This is a genomic window from Pseudomonas sp. CAN1 (assembly GCF_030462585.1).
GTDB lineage: Bacteria > Pseudomonadota > Gammaproteobacteria > Pseudomonadales > Pseudomonadaceae > Pseudomonas.
Genome location: NZ_JASMRU010000003.1, coordinates 322,164 through 338,403, shown reverse-complemented (window position 1 = coordinate 338,403; position 16,240 = coordinate 322,164). Strand labels below are relative to the sequence as shown.

At 64.0% G+C, this 16,240-nt stretch carries 15 protein-coding genes; 11 read left to right on the top strand and 4 right to left on the bottom strand.

Going from position 1 to position 16,240, the window contains the following annotated elements; translation table 11 throughout:
* Positions 1-157: 157 nt before the first annotated feature.
* Together pgeF and rluD are read right to left on the bottom strand one after the other, a co-directional pair.
* A complete protein-coding gene (gene pgeF, locus QO207_RS07140) occupies positions 158-883 on the bottom strand; it encodes a peptidoglycan editing factor PgeF (RefSeq protein WP_301531788.1) in 726 nt (241 codons plus the stop codon).
* Positions 880-1,839 carry a 23S rRNA pseudouridine(1911/1915/1917) synthase RluD gene (gene rluD / locus QO207_RS07135; RefSeq protein ID WP_301531787.1) on the bottom strand — a complete coding sequence of 320 codons (960 nt, stop codon included), beginning with the start codon at positions 1,837-1,839 and terminating at the stop codon, positions 880-882. The genes pgeF and rluD overlap by 4 nt, the downstream gene beginning before the upstream one ends.
* Positions 1,840-1,986: 147 nt before the next feature.
* Here rluD and QO207_RS07130 point away from each other — a divergent pair, with 147 nt between their 5' ends.
* The 4 genes from QO207_RS07130 (at position 1,987) to QO207_RS07115 (ending at position 6,334) form a co-directional block, all read left to right on the top strand.
* Positions 1,987-3,012: an outer membrane protein assembly factor BamD gene (locus tag QO207_RS07130; protein WP_301531786.1), complete on the top strand. Its 1,026-nt coding sequence runs from the start codon at positions 1,987-1,989 to the stop codon at positions 3,010-3,012.
* A gap of 147 nt (positions 3,013-3,159) precedes the next feature.
* The gene (locus QO207_RS07125) at positions 3,160-3,402 is read left to right on the top strand and encodes a PP0621 family protein (RefSeq protein WP_301531785.1); all 243 of its coding nucleotides are present in this window, start codon (positions 3,160-3,162) and stop codon (positions 3,400-3,402) included.
* A complete protein-coding gene (locus QO207_RS07120) occupies positions 3,392-4,981 on the top strand; it encodes a PAS domain-containing sensor histidine kinase (protein WP_301531784.1) in 1,590 nt (529 codons plus the stop codon). The genes QO207_RS07125 and QO207_RS07120 overlap by 11 nt, the downstream gene beginning before the upstream one ends.
* A 9-nt stretch (positions 4,982-4,990) precedes the next feature.
* Complete coding sequence (locus QO207_RS07115; protein WP_301531783.1) at positions 4,991-6,334, top strand: sigma-54 dependent transcriptional regulator; 1,344 nt, start codon at positions 4,991-4,993, stop codon at positions 6,332-6,334.
* A 13-nt stretch (positions 6,335-6,347) separates the two neighbouring features.
* Here QO207_RS07115 and thiO read toward each other — a convergent pair whose 3' ends face one another.
* Positions 6,348-7,457 carry a glycine oxidase ThiO gene (gene thiO, locus QO207_RS07110; protein WP_301531782.1) on the bottom strand — a complete coding sequence of 370 codons (1,110 nt, stop codon included), beginning with the start codon at positions 7,455-7,457 and terminating at the stop codon, positions 6,348-6,350.
* A gap of 194 nt (positions 7,458-7,651) precedes the next feature.
* Here thiO and QO207_RS07105 point away from each other — a divergent pair, with 194 nt between their 5' ends.
* The 7 genes from QO207_RS07105 to QO207_RS07075 all read left to right on the top strand — a co-directional run bounded on the left by QO207_RS07105 (position 7,652) and on the right by QO207_RS07075 (position 15,160).
* Positions 7,652-8,164, top strand: a complete 513-nt coding sequence (locus tag QO207_RS07105) for a GspH/FimT family pseudopilin (RefSeq protein ID WP_301531781.1) — start codon at positions 7,652-7,654, stop codon at positions 8,162-8,164.
* Positions 8,165-8,315: 151 nt separating this feature from the next.
* A complete protein-coding gene (locus QO207_RS07100) occupies positions 8,316-8,807 on the top strand; it encodes a GspH/FimT family pseudopilin (protein WP_301531780.1) in 492 nt (163 codons plus the stop codon).
* An 8-nt stretch (positions 8,808-8,815) separates the two neighbouring features.
* Positions 8,816-9,316, top strand: a complete 501-nt coding sequence (pilV, locus tag QO207_RS07095; protein WP_301531779.1) for a type IV pilus modification protein PilV — start codon at positions 8,816-8,818, stop codon at positions 9,314-9,316.
* Positions 9,317-9,325: 9 nt separating this feature from the next.
* Positions 9,326-10,141, top strand: a complete 816-nt coding sequence (locus tag QO207_RS07090; protein WP_301531778.1) for a PilW family protein — start codon at positions 9,326-9,328, stop codon at positions 10,139-10,141.
* Complete coding sequence (locus QO207_RS07085) at positions 10,138-10,740, top strand: PilX N-terminal domain-containing pilus assembly protein (protein ID WP_301531777.1); 603 nt, start codon at positions 10,138-10,140, stop codon at positions 10,738-10,740. Before QO207_RS07090 ends, QO207_RS07085 begins: the two co-directional genes overlap by 4 nt.
* Entirely contained in the window at positions 10,740-14,726 is a 3,987-nt protein-coding gene (locus QO207_RS07080; RefSeq protein ID WP_301531776.1) for a pilus assembly protein, read from the top strand. The genes QO207_RS07085 and QO207_RS07080 overlap by 1 nt, the downstream gene beginning before the upstream one ends.
* Positions 14,723-15,160, top strand: coding sequence for a type IV pilin protein (locus QO207_RS07075; RefSeq protein WP_301531775.1), 438 nt, complete (start codon positions 14,723-14,725; stop codon positions 15,158-15,160). The genes QO207_RS07080 and QO207_RS07075 overlap by 4 nt, the downstream gene beginning before the upstream one ends.
* Positions 15,161-15,227: 67 nt before the next feature.
* On the opposite strand, the gene ispH is transcribed toward QO207_RS07075, so the two are convergent.
* Complete coding sequence (gene ispH, locus QO207_RS07070) at positions 15,228-16,172, bottom strand: 4-hydroxy-3-methylbut-2-enyl diphosphate reductase (RefSeq protein WP_301531774.1); 945 nt, start codon at positions 16,170-16,172, stop codon at positions 15,228-15,230.
* Positions 16,173-16,240 lie beyond the last annotated feature (68 nt).

Here is a 16,240-nt window from a genome sequence, read left to right as displayed (position 1 = left end):
TTGGCCATGACACCCGTCAGATGATGCTGTCGGGATGTGTCTTGGCAGCGACTGTGGAGGCGGAGCTGAACCTGTAGGAGCGAGCTTGCTCGCGAACCGCTTGTTGCCGTCGTGCCAGGCGAGGTTCGCGAGCAAGCTCGCTCCTACGAAAAGCGGATCAGGCCAGCCAGATCAGGCTGGCCAGGCGGCCGGTGCGGGAGCTGCGGCGGTAGGAGTAGAAGCGCTCGGTGTCGCTGAAGGTGCAGAAGTCCCCGCCGTAGACGGCAGTCACGCCCTTCGCCGCCAGGCGGATACGCGCCAGCTCATAGATGTCGGCCATGAACTTGCCGGCATTGGCGCTGGGAATAAAGGCGCGTGCAGCTTCGGCATGCTCCGCCAGGAAGGCTTCGCGCACTTCCGGGCCTACTTCGAAAGCCTGCGGGCCAATGGACGGACCGAGCCAGACCAGCAGTTCGCCGGGGGCGACGCCCATGGCATCCACGGTCGCTTCCAGCACGCCACCCGCCAGGCCGCGCCAGCCGGCGTGGGCACCGGCTACGCGGGTGCCGGCGCGGTCGCAGAACAGCGCCGGCAGGCAATCGGCAGTCATGATGGTGCAGGCGATGCCAGGGGTGGCGCTCCAGCTGCCATCGGCGGTGGCGACCACGGTCGGATCGGCCTCGACCACTTCCACGCCATGCACCTGGCTCAGCCAGGCGGGCTGGCAGCCCAGCTCGGCGGTCAGCCGGCGGCGGTTCTCGGCCACGGCGACCGGGTCGTCACCAACATGGTCGCCGAGGTTGAAGCTGGCGAACGGCTCGACGCTGACGCCGCCGGCACGGGTAGTCACGCAGGCGCGGACATTCGCCGGAGCCGGCCAGTCGGGCGTCAGCCAGGAGGTCATACGAAGGACTCGTTGTCCTGCCGCAGCAGGCTGAGCAGCCAGGTGAAGTCGTCCGGCAGCGGCGATTCCCACTTCATGCGCACGTTGGTGGACGGGTGGTCCAACTCGAGGAAGCGCGCATGCAGCGCCTGGCGCGGGAAGTCGCGCAGCGACTCGACGAGGGTCGGGCTGGCCCCCGGCGGGATGCGGAAACGCCCGCCGTAGGTGGGGTCGCCCACCAGCGGGTGGCCGATGTGCGTCATATGGACGCGAATCTGGTGCGTGCGGCCGGTTTCCAGCTTCACCCGGGTGTGGGTGTGCGCGCGGAAGCGCTCCAGCACGCGGTAGTGGCTGATGGCGACCTTGCCGGTCTCGATCACTGCCATCTTCTGCCGCTGCACGCCGTGACGGCCGATGGGCGCATCGACGGTGCCGCCGGCAACGATCACGCCGGTGACGATGGCTTCATAGATGCGGCTGACGCTGCGCGCCTGCAGCTGGGCAACCAGGTTGGTGTGCGCTTCCAGGGTCTTGGCTACCACCATCAGGCCGGTGGTGTCCTTGTCCAGGCGGTGCACGATGCCTGCGCGCGGCACATTGGCCAGGTGCGGCACGTGGTGCAGCAGCGCATTGAGCAGGGTGCCATCCTGGTGGCCGGCGGCGGGGTGAACCACCAGCCCGGTCGGCTTGTCGATGACCAGGATGTGGTCATCCTCGTAGACGATGTCCAGCTCGATGTCCTGGGCAACCCATTCACCCTGGGCCTCCAGTGCGACATCCAGCTCCAGACGCGAGCCGGCATGGACGATATCGCGCGGGCGCAGCACGGCGCCATCGACCTTGAGACGGCCGTCCTTGATCCAGCCAGCCAGGCGGGAACGCGAGTGATCGGAGAAGAGCTGGGCGGCGACCTGGTCGAGACGCTGACCACCGAGGTCGAACGGCACTTCTGCCGCGAGTTGAATGATATCGGACATGACGGGACACGAAGGGCGCACGGCCTTTTGGTTCGACTGCGCGCTGTGGTTAAATACGGGGCCTTTGTCCCAGGGGTACCCCTGGGGCGCCAATCATAACAGACGGTGGCGGCCGCGACAGCCGACCGTCCAGGGACGCAACTCGCCATGCAAGTGAAACACCTGCTGCTGATCGCCACCCTCGCCTTTGTCACCGCCTGCTCCTCCAAGGGCGACAAGGTGGATGAGAACCTGAGCGAAAGCCAGCTGTACCAGCAGGCACAGGACGACCTCAACAACAAGAGCTACACCAACGCCGTTTCCAAACTGAAGGCGCTGGAGTCCCGCTATCCGTTCGGTCGCTATGCCGAGCAGGCCCAGTTGGAACTGATCTACGCCAACTACAAGAACATGGAGCCGGAGGCCGCCCGCGCCGCCGCCGAGCGCTTCATCCGCCTGCACCCGCAGCACCCGAACGTCGACTACGCCTACTACCTCAAGGGCCTGGCTTCCTTCGACCAGGACCGTGGCCTGCTCGCGCGCTTCCTGCCGCTGGACATGACCAAGCGTGACCCGGGCGCCGCCCGCGACTCGTTCAACGAGTTCGCCCAGTTGGTCAGCCGCTACCCCAACAGCCGCTACGCCCCGGACGCCAAGGCGCGCATGATCTACCTGCGCAACCTGCTGGCAGCCTACGAAGTACACGTCGGCCACTACTACCTGAAGCGCCAGGCCTACGTCGCCGCTGCCAACCGCGGCCGCTACGTGGTCGAGAACTTCCAGGAAACCCCGGCCGTCGGCGATGGCCTGGCGATCATGGTCGAGGCCTACCAGCGCCTGGGCCTGAACGACCTGGCCGATTCCAGCCTGGAAACCCTGAAGGCCAACTACCCGGATAACCCCAGCCTCAAGGATGGCCAGTTCGTTCCGCGTGAAGACGAGGCCGACAACCGCTCCTGGCTGGCCAAGGCCACCCTGGGCCTGATCGAAACCAACGATGCCCCGCCGCACATGGAAACCCAGGCATCCAAGGACGTGATCAAGCAGTACGAAGACGCCGAGCAGCAGATTCCGGCCGAGCTCAAGCCCGAGAACCAGAGCGACGTGCAGGAAGAACAGCACGAAGCCGAAGGTAACGCCGGCAACAACGACCGCTCCTGGTTCAGCTACATGACCTTCGGCATCTTCGACTGATACCGACCGGTTCGACGAAAAAGGGAGGCTTTGGCCTCCCTTTTTCATGGGCGCGAAACGCGGACGCTTTGTCGCGCCAGTACTGCTTCACTGTCCGCCATCGTCCAGCTTGGATAAACTGCCGCTCTTTATGCACAAGGGATTGCCATGACCCGTCTGCTGTTCTGGATCGCCCTCTTCGCCCTCGGCTGGTGGCTGTGGCGCAAGGCTACCCGCCCGGCACAGCCGGCCGGAAAAGCCAAGACCAAGGCCGACGAGCAGGCCGCACCGATGGTCCGCTGCGCCCAATGCGGCGTGCATGTGCCGCAGAGCCATGCCCTGCAGGACGAGCAGAAGTGGTACTGCAGCCGCGCCCACCTCGAGCAGGACCACGCCAACCGTGGCCGCTGAGGGCATCTCACTCACCGGCCAGGGCCTGCGGGTCCTGCGCCTGTATCACCTGTACCGGCTGACCATCGGCCTGGTGCTGGTGCTGCTGATCTCCAGCAGCCTGGACGACGATCTGCTGAAACTGGCCCACCCCGGCCTGTTCCACGCCGGCTGCTGGGTCTACCTGGTCCTCAACATCCTCATCGCGGTGCTGATGCCCACTCCGCGCCAGCTGCTGCCCTTGTTCATCCTGGCGGCGCTGGATGTGATCCTGCTCAGCGCGCTGTTCTATACCGCCGGTGGCATCCCCAGCGGCATCGGCAACCTGATGGTGGTCGCCGTGGCCATCGCCAACATCCTCCTGCGCGGCCGCATCGGCCTGCTGATCGCCGCCATCGCCGCCATCGGCCTGATCTACCTGACCTTCTACCTCAGCCTGAGCCAGCCCACGGCGCTCAACCACTACGTACAGGCCGGCGGCCTGGGCGCCCTGAGTTTCGCCTCGGCGCTGTTGATCCAGGCCCTGGCGCGGCGCCAGCAGATAGTCGAGAGCATTGCCGAACAGCGCGCGACTACTGTTGCCAACCTGGAAGAGCTCAACGCGCTGATCCTGCAGCGCATGCGCACCGGCATCCTGGTCCTTGGCGACCGCCAGCGCGTGCTGCTGGCCAACCAGAGCGCGACCGCCCTGCTCGGCGGCCATGAACTCGCCGGGCAACTGCTCGCCCAGTTCAGCCCGCAACTGGTCACCAGCCTGCAGCAGTGGCAGCAGAACCCTGCCCTGCGCCCGCCGAGCCTGCAGCCGCTGGAGTCCGGGCCGACCGTGCAGCCAAGCTTTATCCCGCTGCGCCGCGGCGACGAGCAGCACATCCTGATGTTCCTCGAAGACATCTCGCAGATCGCCCAACAAGCACAGCAGCTCAAGCTCGCCGCCCTGGGCCGGCTGACAGCAGGCATCGCCCACGAGATCCGCAACCCGCTGGGCGCCATCAGCCATGCCGCCCAGCTTTTGCTGGAATCCGAAGAACTCGACGCCCCGGACCGACGCCTGACGCAGATCATCCAGGACCAGTCGCGGCGCATGAACCTGGTGATCGAAAACGTGCTGCAGCTGTCACGCCGGCGCCAGTCCGAACCACAGCTGTTGGACCTGAAATATTGGCTGCATCGCTTCGCCGGCGAACTGCGCGAGGGCCTGCGCGACGGCCAGCAGGTGCACGTCGAGACCGGCGCCGGCACGGTGCAGACCCGCATGGACCCGCATCAGTTGACCCAGGTACTGACCAACCTGGTGCAGAATGGGTTACGGTACAGCACGCAGAAGAACGGCACCGGCCAGGTCTGGCTGCGTCTGTTCCGCGACCGCGAGACCGACCTGCCGGTACTGGAGGTGCTCGACGACGGTCCCGGCGTCAGCGGCGAACAGCGGGGGAAGCTGTTCGAGCCGTTCTTCACCACCGAAAGCAAGGGCACCGGCCTGGGCCTGTACATCTCCCGCGAGCTGTGCGAAAGCAACCAGGCACGGCTGGACTACAAGACGCGCGAAGAAGGAGGCAGCTGCTTCCGCATCACCTTCGCCCATCCGCGCAAACAAAGCTAAGAACACTCCATGAGCACGAGTCGCCAAAAAGCCCTGATCGTCGACGACGAACCCGATATCCGCGAGCTGCTGGAAATCACCCTCGGCCGCATGAAGCTGGATACCCGCAGCGCGCGCAACGTCAAGGAAGCCCGCGATTTCCTGGCCCGCGAGCCATTCGATTTCTGCCTGACCGACATGCGCCTGCCCGACGGCACCGGGCTGGACCTGGTGCAGTACATCCAGCAGCGCCACCCGCAGATGCCGGTCGCCATGATCACTGCCTTCGGCAGTCTGGATACCGCCGTGCAGGCGCTCAAGGCCGGCGCCTTCGACTTCCTCACCAAGCCGGTGGACCTCGGCCGCCTGCGCGAACTGGTGAATTCCGCCCTGCGCCTGCGCTCGCCGGAGGCCGAAGAGGCGCCGGTGGACAGCCGCCTGCTCGGCGACTCGCCGCCCATGCGCACCCTGCGCAACCAGGTGGCCAAGCTCGCGCGCAGCCAGGCGCCGGTGTACATCAGTGGCGAATCGGGCAGCGGCAAGGAACTGGTGGCCCGCCTGATCCACGAGCAGGGCCCGCGGGAGACCAGCACCTTCGTCCCGGTCAACTGCGGTGCCATTCCCTCGGAGCTGATGGAAAGCGAGTTCTTCGGCCACAAGAAGGGCAGTTTCACCGGCGCAGTGGAAGACAAGCTCGGCCTGTTTCAGGCGGCCAACGGTGGCACGCTGTTCCTCGACGAAGTCGCCGACCTGCCGCTACCGATGCAGGTCAAGCTGCTGCGCGTCATCCAGGAGAAGGCCGTGCGCGCCGTGGGTGGCCAGCAGGAGGTCGCGGTGGATGTGCGCGTCCTCTGCGCGACCCACAAGGACCTGGCCGCGGAAGTGGCCGCCGGGCGCTTCCGCCAGGACCTCTACTACCGCCTGAACGTCATCGAGCTACGGGTGCCGCCGCTGCGCGAACGCCGCGAGGACATTCCCCTGCTCACCGACCGCGTGCTCAAGCGCCTGGCCGGCGACAGCGGCCTGGCATCGGCAGCCGTCAGCGCCGACGCCCTGGAGAAGCTCAAGAGCTACCGCTTCCCCGGCAACGTGCGGGAACTGGAGAACATGCTGGAGCGCGCCTACACGCTCTGCGAGAACGACGTCATCCAGCCCCACGACCTGCGCCTGGCCGAAGTGACGGGAGCGGATGCCGGCGGTGAAGCGAACCTGGCGCAGATCGACAACCTGGAGGACTACCTCGAGGACATCGAGCGCAAGCTGATCATGCAGGCCCTGGAGGAAACCCGCTGGAACCGTACCGCCGCGGCGCAGCGCCTGGGCCTGACCTTCCGCTCCATGCGCTACCGCCTGAAGAAGCTGGGGATCGACTGATCCCCGCTCGACCTCAGACGATGGGCGTCGCCACCAGGCGCCCTTCGGGCGCGTAAGGCGCCGCCTCGATGATCGGCTGACGCTGCTGCATCAGGTCCGCCAGCAACTGGCAGGACGCCGGCGCCAGCACCAGCCCGTTGCGGTAATGCCCGGTGTTCAGCCACAGGCCGCGATGCCCCGGCACCTCGCCAATGAACGGAATCCCCTGGGGCGAGCCCGGACGCAGGCCGGCCCAGTGCTTGACCGGCTCCATCCCCGCCAGCGCGGGAATCAGCTCCTCCGCCGACGCTCGCAGGCTTGCCAGAGCCTCATCTGACGGCGTCTTGTCGAAACCGGCGTGCTCCAGAGTGCTGCCGATCAGGATGTGCCCGTCGCGGCGGGGAATCGCGTAACGCCCCTTCGCCAGGACCATGCTGGACAGGAAATCAGGCGCGCAGCGATAGAGAATCATCTGCCCCTTCACCGGCTCCACCGGCAGCTCCAGGCCGAGCTGTGCCAGCATCCGGCCGCTCCAGGCACCGGCAGCCAGCACCACGGCATCCGCGCTGAAATCACCCTGCGCCGTGCGTACGCCGCGCACCTGATCACCGTCCTGTACGAAGCCGGTCACCTCGGCCTGCTCGTGCACGCTGACATTCGGCAGCCGTACCAGCGCCTCGCGCAGCGACTTGGCCAGGCGCGGGTTGCGCACGTTGGCCACGCCAGACATGTAGACGGCGCGGCCGAAGCCTTCGCCCAGCACCGGAACGGCGTCGTGCACCGCCGAGATATCCACTTCGGCCAGCGGTCGACCGTGAGCCCGCGCCCAGGCCAGCGCCTCGACCTGATCGTCGAGATCGAGCCAGTACAGGCCGGTGACATGCACTTCCGGATCGAGGCCGGTATCGGCGAGCAGCCGCTCGCCCAGCAGCGGATAGAAGTCCTGCGACCAGTGCGCCAGGTTGGCCACGGCCGCGCTGTAGCGCCAGGGATAGAGCGGCGAAACGATACCGCCTCCGGCCCAGGACGCCTCGCGCCCGGTCTCGCCGCGCTCCAGCAGGACCACCTCGGCCCCCGCCTGTCCCAGCGTCCAGGCAGTCAGCATGCCGACTACCCCACCACCCACAACGATCACATCCGGCATACCACGCCCACCACTGAAGGAAATCCAAGGCCAATCGCCAGCCGCACACTATACCGGGCAAGAACCCACGACGGAGCACGACAGAAGTCGCTGCGGCATCGGACCGCTCCTACAAGCGCCGTCCAACTCGAATAAGGGCATTCGTCGCCTCCCGACCAATACTTCCCGGCACCTCACTCAACCGGGAGCCAGGCATGCCGAGGAATCGGGGCGTCACGCTGGTCGAACTGCTCTTCACCGTCGCGATCCTGGCCATCGCCCTGTCGATTGCCGCGCCGTCCTTCAGCGAACTGCTGAGCAACCACAAGGCGAGCACCGCCACCCAGGACTTGCGCAGCACACTGGATTTCGCCCGCGAATCCGCCGTGCACAGCGGGCAACCACTGACCATCGCACCGCTGGAAGGCAACTGGACCTCGGGCTGGGAGGTCTTCGTCGACCCGGACAATCGTGGTGTACGCGCTCCGGCCAATCCACCGCTCATCATCCATGGACCGCTGGGTATTCGACAGATCCAGACCGACAGCACCTCGCGCCGCTACATCCACTTCACCTCACGCGGCAACAGCATCCAGCCCAACGGCGCCTTTCACTCCGGCACGCTCACCCTCTGCGGCGACGGCGATAGCAGTTTTCGCATCGTGATCAACAAGGCCGGCCGCATTCGCACCGAGAGTGGCGCGACCGAGACTCTCTGCCCGCGCTGACCGACCTCTCACTCCCTCTGCGATGGGCTTCACACATCCTTCACAGCCGTGACCGGATATCGCCGTATCGCGAACGGTCATCCATAGAAAAAGGACATTTCCCACAAGAACGGGCAGCATTGCCGCTATCGAAAATGTGAGGAATGCGCCTATGTCGCGGCCCAAGGCATCGGCGGGGTTTACGCTGATAGAGTTGATGATTGTGGTAGTGCTACTGGCAATTTTTGCCAGCATCGCGCTGCCGAGCTTCAACACTTCTCTTACCAACTCCCGCCTGCAATCCGCCAGCAACGAGCTGGTTAGCCTGATTCAGTACGCGCGAAGCATCGCCGTCCAGAACAACCAGAGCATGAACATCTGTGTCAGCAGCGGTGTCTGGTCTGTGCGCAAGAGCTGCACTGACGCCAATGCAACCGTCCTCCGGTCGTTCACCCCCCCCAGCAGCGTGACCATATCCGCCACGGTGACCAGCCTCACTTTCCGATCCAACGGCACTGCCAGCGCCACCGCCAGCCTGGTTGCCTGCACCAACAACGCGGCAGCCACCGGCTACAAGCTGAGTGTCCAGACCAGCGGATTCGTTCGACTCAACGCCCAGGGCAAGGATGGCACTGCCGCCCTGAGCTCCTGCACTGCCTCGTGAGGTTCACGATGAAGAAAACACGCGGCTTCAGCATGATCGAAGTGCTGATTACGCTGGTGCTGGTCTGCATCGGCGTACTGGGCATGGTCGCCCTGCAAGGTCGGACCGTGAATTACACGCAGGACTCGGTGCAACGCAATACCGCTGCCGCACTGGCCAATGATTTGATGGAGATGATTCGCGCCAATCCCACCGGCCTGCCAGCCAGTTCGGGATTCTACAAGGCCGCCAACAGCGCATTCCCCGATGCCCCCTCCGCGGGATGCAGTAGCACGACCAACGTCCCAGCCGAGCAACTGGCCTGCTGGGGGCAGAAGGCCGGCAAGCTGCTGCCAGGGGCGAGTTCGCTGCTCACCAGCGACTTCTACGTCTGCCGCTCTCTCAATGCCAACAGCTGTGGCAACGGCTCGGCTGTGGAGATCCAACTGGCCTGGACGGTGAAGGCTGGTGAGTGCATGGATAACAGCACGGCCACCACCTGTTACTACCGCCTGCGTACGGAAATCTAGGAACTCGCGATGAATAATCGATACCTGCAGCGCGGCCTGTCGATGATCGAACTGATGGTGGCACTTGCCATCAGCAGCTTTCTGATCATCGGGGTGACGCAGATCTACATCGACAACAAGCGCAGCTACAGCTTCCAGCAGAGCCAGTCGGAGAACCAGGAGGGCTCGCGTTATGCGCTGATCTTCCTGCAACAGGAACTGGCCAAGGCGGGCTACCGTCGCCGCCCCGATGAGCCGATGGAAAATGCCTTCCCGGCCGAGAACCTGTCTGGCTGCAACTTCACCACCGGCCAGACCGTGATGCGCATCAGCGCCACATCGGTGTGCATCCGCTATCAGCCTCGCGATAGCAATGATCGTGACTGCCAGGGCACTGCCGTTGGTACGGCTGCCAATTTCACCTCGCCTTACACCAAGTCGACCGAGAACTTCATTGAGCGCATCTGGTTCGACAGCGCCAACAACAACCTCGTCTGCACGCGTCAGGTCAGCGGAGGCCAGCCCAAGGATGCGGTGATGATGGGCGGCCTGGCTGACCTGCGTTTCATCTTCGGCGTGGGCAGCGCAGCCAGTCCACGCAACGTCACGCAGTACCTGGCCAGTCCTACGACAACCCAGCCGATCCTGGCGGTACGCTTCGTCACCCTGACCCGCAGCACCGGCAACTATGTGCGTGATGCCAGTTCCGTCGACGACGCCCTGTTGAATTGGAAGAACTACAGCGGCGCCACTGCAGCCGAAGTTACTGCGCTGAAAAACGCCGACAAGAGCCAGCTCTACCAGTTCAGCCAGAACACCGTCACCCTCAGGAACCTTACGCCATGATGACCGCCCGGCCCCATCACACCTCTTCAGGCTCGCGGCAAAAGCAGAAAGGCGCGTCGTTGTTCATCGCGCTGATCATCCTCCTGCTGGTCACCATCCTGGCGCTCTCCAGCACTCGCGAAGTCGCGCTTGAGTCGCGCATCACCGCCAATTTCGTCGAGCAGCAACGCCTGGCCAACAGCGCCGAGGCTGGTTTGCGCGACGGTGAGTACTCCATGGTCAACCGGCTGCGGCCGCTGGAGCCGACCAGTACCTGCGCGGCGGCAGCGGCGGGCGCAGTGCCGGACCCGTGCTTGCTGACGCTTCGAAATAACGCCGCGACCTACTCGCTGTTGTTTGGCACTGCCAACCTCTCGCGCGCCTACTACCCCAAGGACGGTACCCAGCCAGACAGCACCGTCCCCGTGCTGTGGTACGCCCTGCCCGCTCCGGGCGGCGCCGAATCAGGCGAAGCGGAGAACCCCGAATACGGCAACATGATGAACCAGACCGGCACCTTCCGTTACGAAGTCAACGCCAAGGCCACCACCACGGCCACCAGCAACGCCACCTACCTGCGTTCGACCACCGCAAAACTCTTCGACAACGGTGACCGTTGATGAAAACCAGGACTTTCTCCCGCAAGGCCGCACTCAGCCTGCTGCTGAGCTCCGCTCTGTTCAGCGCCACGCAACAGGCCCAGGCCACGCTGCTGAGCATTGCGCAATCGCCACTGATCCTTTCGGAGTCGGTAGCGCCGAACCTGGTCCTCACCCTTGATGACTCCGGCAGCATGCGCTACGCCTTCGCGCCGGACAGCATGGGTGACAACGGCGCCTACCGCCGCTTCAAGGCAGCGGTGTTCAACCCGATGTACTACAACCCGGCCGTGACCTACCTGGTTCCCACCAAGGTCAACAGCGACGGCTCGCGCGCCAACCCCGGCTACAGCACCGCGTTCACCGCTGCCTACTCCAACGGGTTCAAGACCAGCACCGGGACCACGGACCTGAGCAGTTCGTATTGGGTGACGCGTAACTCCGATCCCGCGATTGCACCGAGCACCAGCTTCACCGCCACTGATGCGGTCTATGGATGGCGCCAGTATGTACAGAACCCGGACGCTGACTTCGCACCGAAAGTACTGAGCCAGAACAGCTCGACCTCACCGGCTACAACCAATAACAACTACGTTTACGACAGCAGCTCCCGGACCTGCCCTGGCAGTATTTCGCCGAGCAACTCGACGAACTCGAATACGACGACTGCCAACGACGGATCAACCACCACCACGGATACGAGCACCACGACGACGTACTCCAACATACGTTGCGATGCCTCCGGCAGTGGCACCCGCCTGCGCTACAAGGTGACGGTTGCCACCAGCACCACCACCACGACAACCGTTACGACCAAGAGCGCTGACAAGACTCAGGCCAGAGTGCCGGCTTACTACTACGTCTATGACACTACCCTGACCGGCTGCACCTCGAGCACCGCCGATGACAACTGCTATCGGCTGGTCACGGTGAGCGCAACCTCCGGCGTCGGCAACACTGACGAGCGCCTGAACTTCGCCATCTGGTACTCCTTCTACCGCACCCGTGCGCTGGCCACGCTGAGCGCCGCCAACCTGGCCTTCAACAGCCTGCCGAGCAGCATCCGCCTGACCTGGCAGACCCTGAACGACTGTACGACGCTGAACTCCAGCAGCTGCGGCACGAACTACTTCCGCAAGTTCTCCGACCAGCACCGCGGCAACTTCTTCACCTGGCTCTCTGGTGTCCCCTTCGTCAATGGTACCTCGCTGCGCCAGGCAATGAGCCGTGCCGGCGAGTTCCTCAAGAGCAACGATGCCTGGGCTTACGATCCCAACCCATTCACCGCCAATGGCGGACGTGGCACGACCGTGCAGAGCCCCACCTACGCATGCCGGCCGAGTTACCAGATCATGATGACCGACGGCATGTGGAACGGCGATAACGGCACAACCAGTGCAACGCTCAAACCTGACCAGAGCAACACCACGCTGCCCGACAGCAAGACCTACAGCAAGCAGGCACCGTTCAACGACTCCACACAGAACACCCTGGCGGATCTGGCATTCCATTATTGGGCAACCGACGCCAATACCAATCTGGACAACGATGTGAAACCGCTGCTGGTTGCCCCCAACACCAGCGATGCCACTGCCGAATACTGGGACCCCCGCAACGACCCGGCCACCTGGCAGCATCTGGTCAACTACACGATCGGGCTGGGCCTGACCAGCGCCCTGGACAAACCTGGCATTCCCTGGAGCGGCGATACTTATGGCGGTGCCGGCTATACGGCGCTGAAGAACGGTACGGCCTGGCCCGCTGCCAGCGCCGACAGCGCCAACAACGTCTACGACCTCTGGCACACCGCGATCAACTCCCGCGGCGAATTCTTCAGCGCCGACAGTCCGGACAAGATCGTCGAAGCCTTCCGCACCATCATCAACCGCATCAGTAACCGCACGGCCTCGGCCAGCGCCCCAGGCGTGACCGCCTCGGTGGTGGAGGACACCATCACTCGCGAGGTCTACGAGACCCAGTTCAACAGCGAGGACTGGTCCGGCAACCTGATCAAATACACCATCGACGGCAACGGCGCACGCACCCAGTCCTGGGACCTGGCGACTACCCTCAACGGCGTGCAGGCTTCCGGGCGCAATATCAAGATGTTCAGCAGCAGCGGCACCAGCAAGCTGAAGGACTTCACCTGGGACAACCTCAGCGCCGCGCAACAGACCCTGCTCAACCGCGACTACGACACTACCAACTCCACCGCCGATACCCGCGGTGCGCAACGCGTCGCCTACGTTCGCGGTGACCAGGGCAACGAGGGCAGCGCCAGCAACCAGTTCCGCGAGCGCAGCAGCGTGGTCGGCGACATCATCAACTCCTCGCCGGTCCTGGTCGGAACGCCCAAGTACCTGGCTTATCTGGCCGACGCCATCGATGGCGCCACCACGGACGGCACCAGCAAATACGCCGCCTTCCGCACCGCCAATAGCGCTGACGGCACCAACCCTGCACGCCGGCCAATGGTCTACGTAGGCGGCAACGACGGCATGCTGCACGGCTTCGATACCCGCACCGGCGCAGAAGTATTCGCTTACGTGCCTACGGCAGTGATCGAAAACCTCTACAAGCTGCCGGCCAAGAAGTACAAGGGCGGCGCTCACCAGTTCTATGTGGACGGCACTCCGGTGGTCTCGGACGTCTACTACGGCGATGCCTGGCATACCGTCCTGGTCGGCACCCTGCGCGCTGGCGGTCGTTCGATGTTCGCCCTGGACATCACCAATCCCAATGCCATCACCCTGCTCTGGGAGAAGAGCTTCGACACCAGCAGCACTTACACCAACATGGGCTACACCTTCCCGACGCCGTCCATCGCCCGCCTGCACAATGGCAAATGGGCAGTAGTCACTGGCAATGGTTACGGCAACCAGAGCGCCACCGACGCCGACAAGGCCTCGCTGATGATTCTCGACGTGCAGACCGGCGACATGATCAGGGAGCTGGTCGTCACCGGCGACAATACCAAGGCCAACGGCATGTCCAGCGTGAAGCTGGCCGACAACAACAGTGATGGCGTCGCTGACTATGCCTATGCAGGCGACCTGCAGGGCAACATGTGGCGCTTCGATCTGTTCCCGGCGAGTGCGCGGGACGGCACCGGAACCGATCCGTTCAAACGCGGCACGGGCGGCATCAGCGACTCGGCGAGCAATGCCAATGACTTCGCCATTTCCTATGGCGGCAAGCCGATCTACTCCGCCAAGGACAGTCGCGGCAGCGGCGCAACCGGGCAGACCATCATGGCTGCGCCGTCGCTGGTACGCCATCCGACGACCCTTGGCTATCTGGTGATCTTCGGCACTGGCAAGTATTTCGAGACCACCGACGGCAACGTCGACTCGACGCGTGCACAGAGCATCTACGGGATCTGGGACAGGAAAACCCGGGCTCAAAGCACTTCGGCGCCCTCCACGGTACTGGCTCGCACCAACCTCGTCAGCCAGACCATCACCGAAGAAGCCGCAAGCAATCCGTTTGCTGCCAACACCAACGTGGAAGGCATCCGCACTGTCAGCCAGAATTCGATCCAGTGGTATACCACTGGCGCCACTGACACTGCCGACAGCAGTGTGAGCAAGTGGGGTTGGGTGCTGGACCTGAAGATCGACGGTTCGAGTACCCTGAGCGGCGAGATGATGATCAACCCGATGGCGACCCGTGGCACCACGCTGCTGGCCAACACGCTGACTCCCAACGCCGACCCCTGCAAGGAAGGCGTCGACTCCTGGATCTACGGCCTTGATCCCTACACCGGTGGACGCACCCGCTACAACGTGTTCGACTTGAACAACGACAAGACGATCAGCGACGGCGACACCTATGGCAGCGGAAACGTCGTGGTATCCGGCTACAAGAAGCCCGGCGCCGGTGGCTTCACCACTAACAATGGCGAAATCTACACGTCCCCCGGCCTGGGCAGCGGCATGATGTACAGCTCCGGTCCCACCTCCACCGGGCGCCAGACCTGGCGAGTTATTCCCGAGGAAGCAAGATGAGAAACCAGTACGGCTTCACCCTGATTGAACTGATGGTCACTGCGGCCATTGTCGCCATCCTGGCAGCCGTCGCCTATCCGAGCTACCAGAGCTACATCTTGCGCGGGAATCGCGCAGAGGGGCAGGCGATGCTCAACGATGCTGCCGCCCGCCAGGAACGCTATTACGCCCAGAACTACGCTTACGTCACCAGCGCCGCAGATCTTGGCAAGCTGGGAATGCGCAATACCACCGGAACGGGTAGCTCCACATCAATTGCATCTGATACGGGCAAGTATGCACTGTCGGTCAGTGGCACCAACACCTACACGCTGACCGCAACGCCTCAGGGCGTTCAGGCCAAGGACACCAAGTGCGGCAACCTTACCCTCGACGCAGCAGGAACTAAGGGCGTCAGCGCGACAGGTGCCAGTGTCAACGACTGCTGGAGATAATTCCGCGAGCAACAAAAAAGCCCGATCAACCGATCGGGCTTTTTCTTGTCCGCTTGCGAGGCTCGGCTCAGATCGCCTTGACCCGCAGCTCCTTGGGCATCGAGAAAGTAATGTTCTCTTCGCGCCCATCCAGCTCCACTTCGGGTTCGGCGCCCCAGTCGCGCAGCTGCTGGATAACGCCACGCACCAGCACTTCCGGAGCTGACGCGCCGGCGGTGATGCCGATGCGTTGCACGCCGTCGAACCACTCCTTCTGCATGTCCTCGGCGCCATCGATCAGGTAGCCGGGGGTGCCCATGCGCTCGGCCAGCTCGCGCAGGCGGTTGGAGTTGGAGCTGTTCGGGCTGCCCACTACCAGCACCAGGTCGCACTGGTCGGCCAGTTCCTTCACCGCATCCTGGCGGTTCTGGGTGGCGTAGCAGATGTCGTTCTTGCGCGGGCCCATGATCGCAGGGAATTTTTCGCGCAGGGCGTCAATCACCTTGGAGGTGTCGTCCATCGACAGGGTGGTCTGGGTGACGAAGTGCAGCGCCTCGGGATTGCGCACTTCCAGCGCGGCAACGTCTGCCTCGTCTTCCACCAGGTAGATGGCGCCGCCGTTGGAGGCGTCGTACTGGCCCATGGTGCCTTCGACTTCCGGGTGGCCTTCGTGGCCGATCAGGATGCATTCATGACCGTCGCGGCTGTAGCGCACGACTTCCAGGTGCACCTTGGTCACCAGCGGGCAGGTGGCGTCGAAGACCTTCAGGCCGCGGCTCTCGGCTTCCTTGCGTACCGCCTGGGAAACGCCGTGGGCGCTGAAGATGACGATGGTGTCGTCCGGCACCTGGTCGAGTTCCTCGACGAACACGGCGCCACGGTTGCGCAGGTTCTCCACCACGAACTTGTTGTGCACCACTTCATGGCGCACGTAGATCGGCGGGCCGAAGACATCGAGGGCGCGGTTGACGATCTCGATCGCCCGGTCGACGCCGGCACAGAAGCCGCGGGGATTGGCGAGTTTGATTTGCATGGTGGCCTCGGGTGCTACGCAAGCCGGCCCACAAGGGGCCGGTAGGAATACTTCGCCTGGAGCGTAAC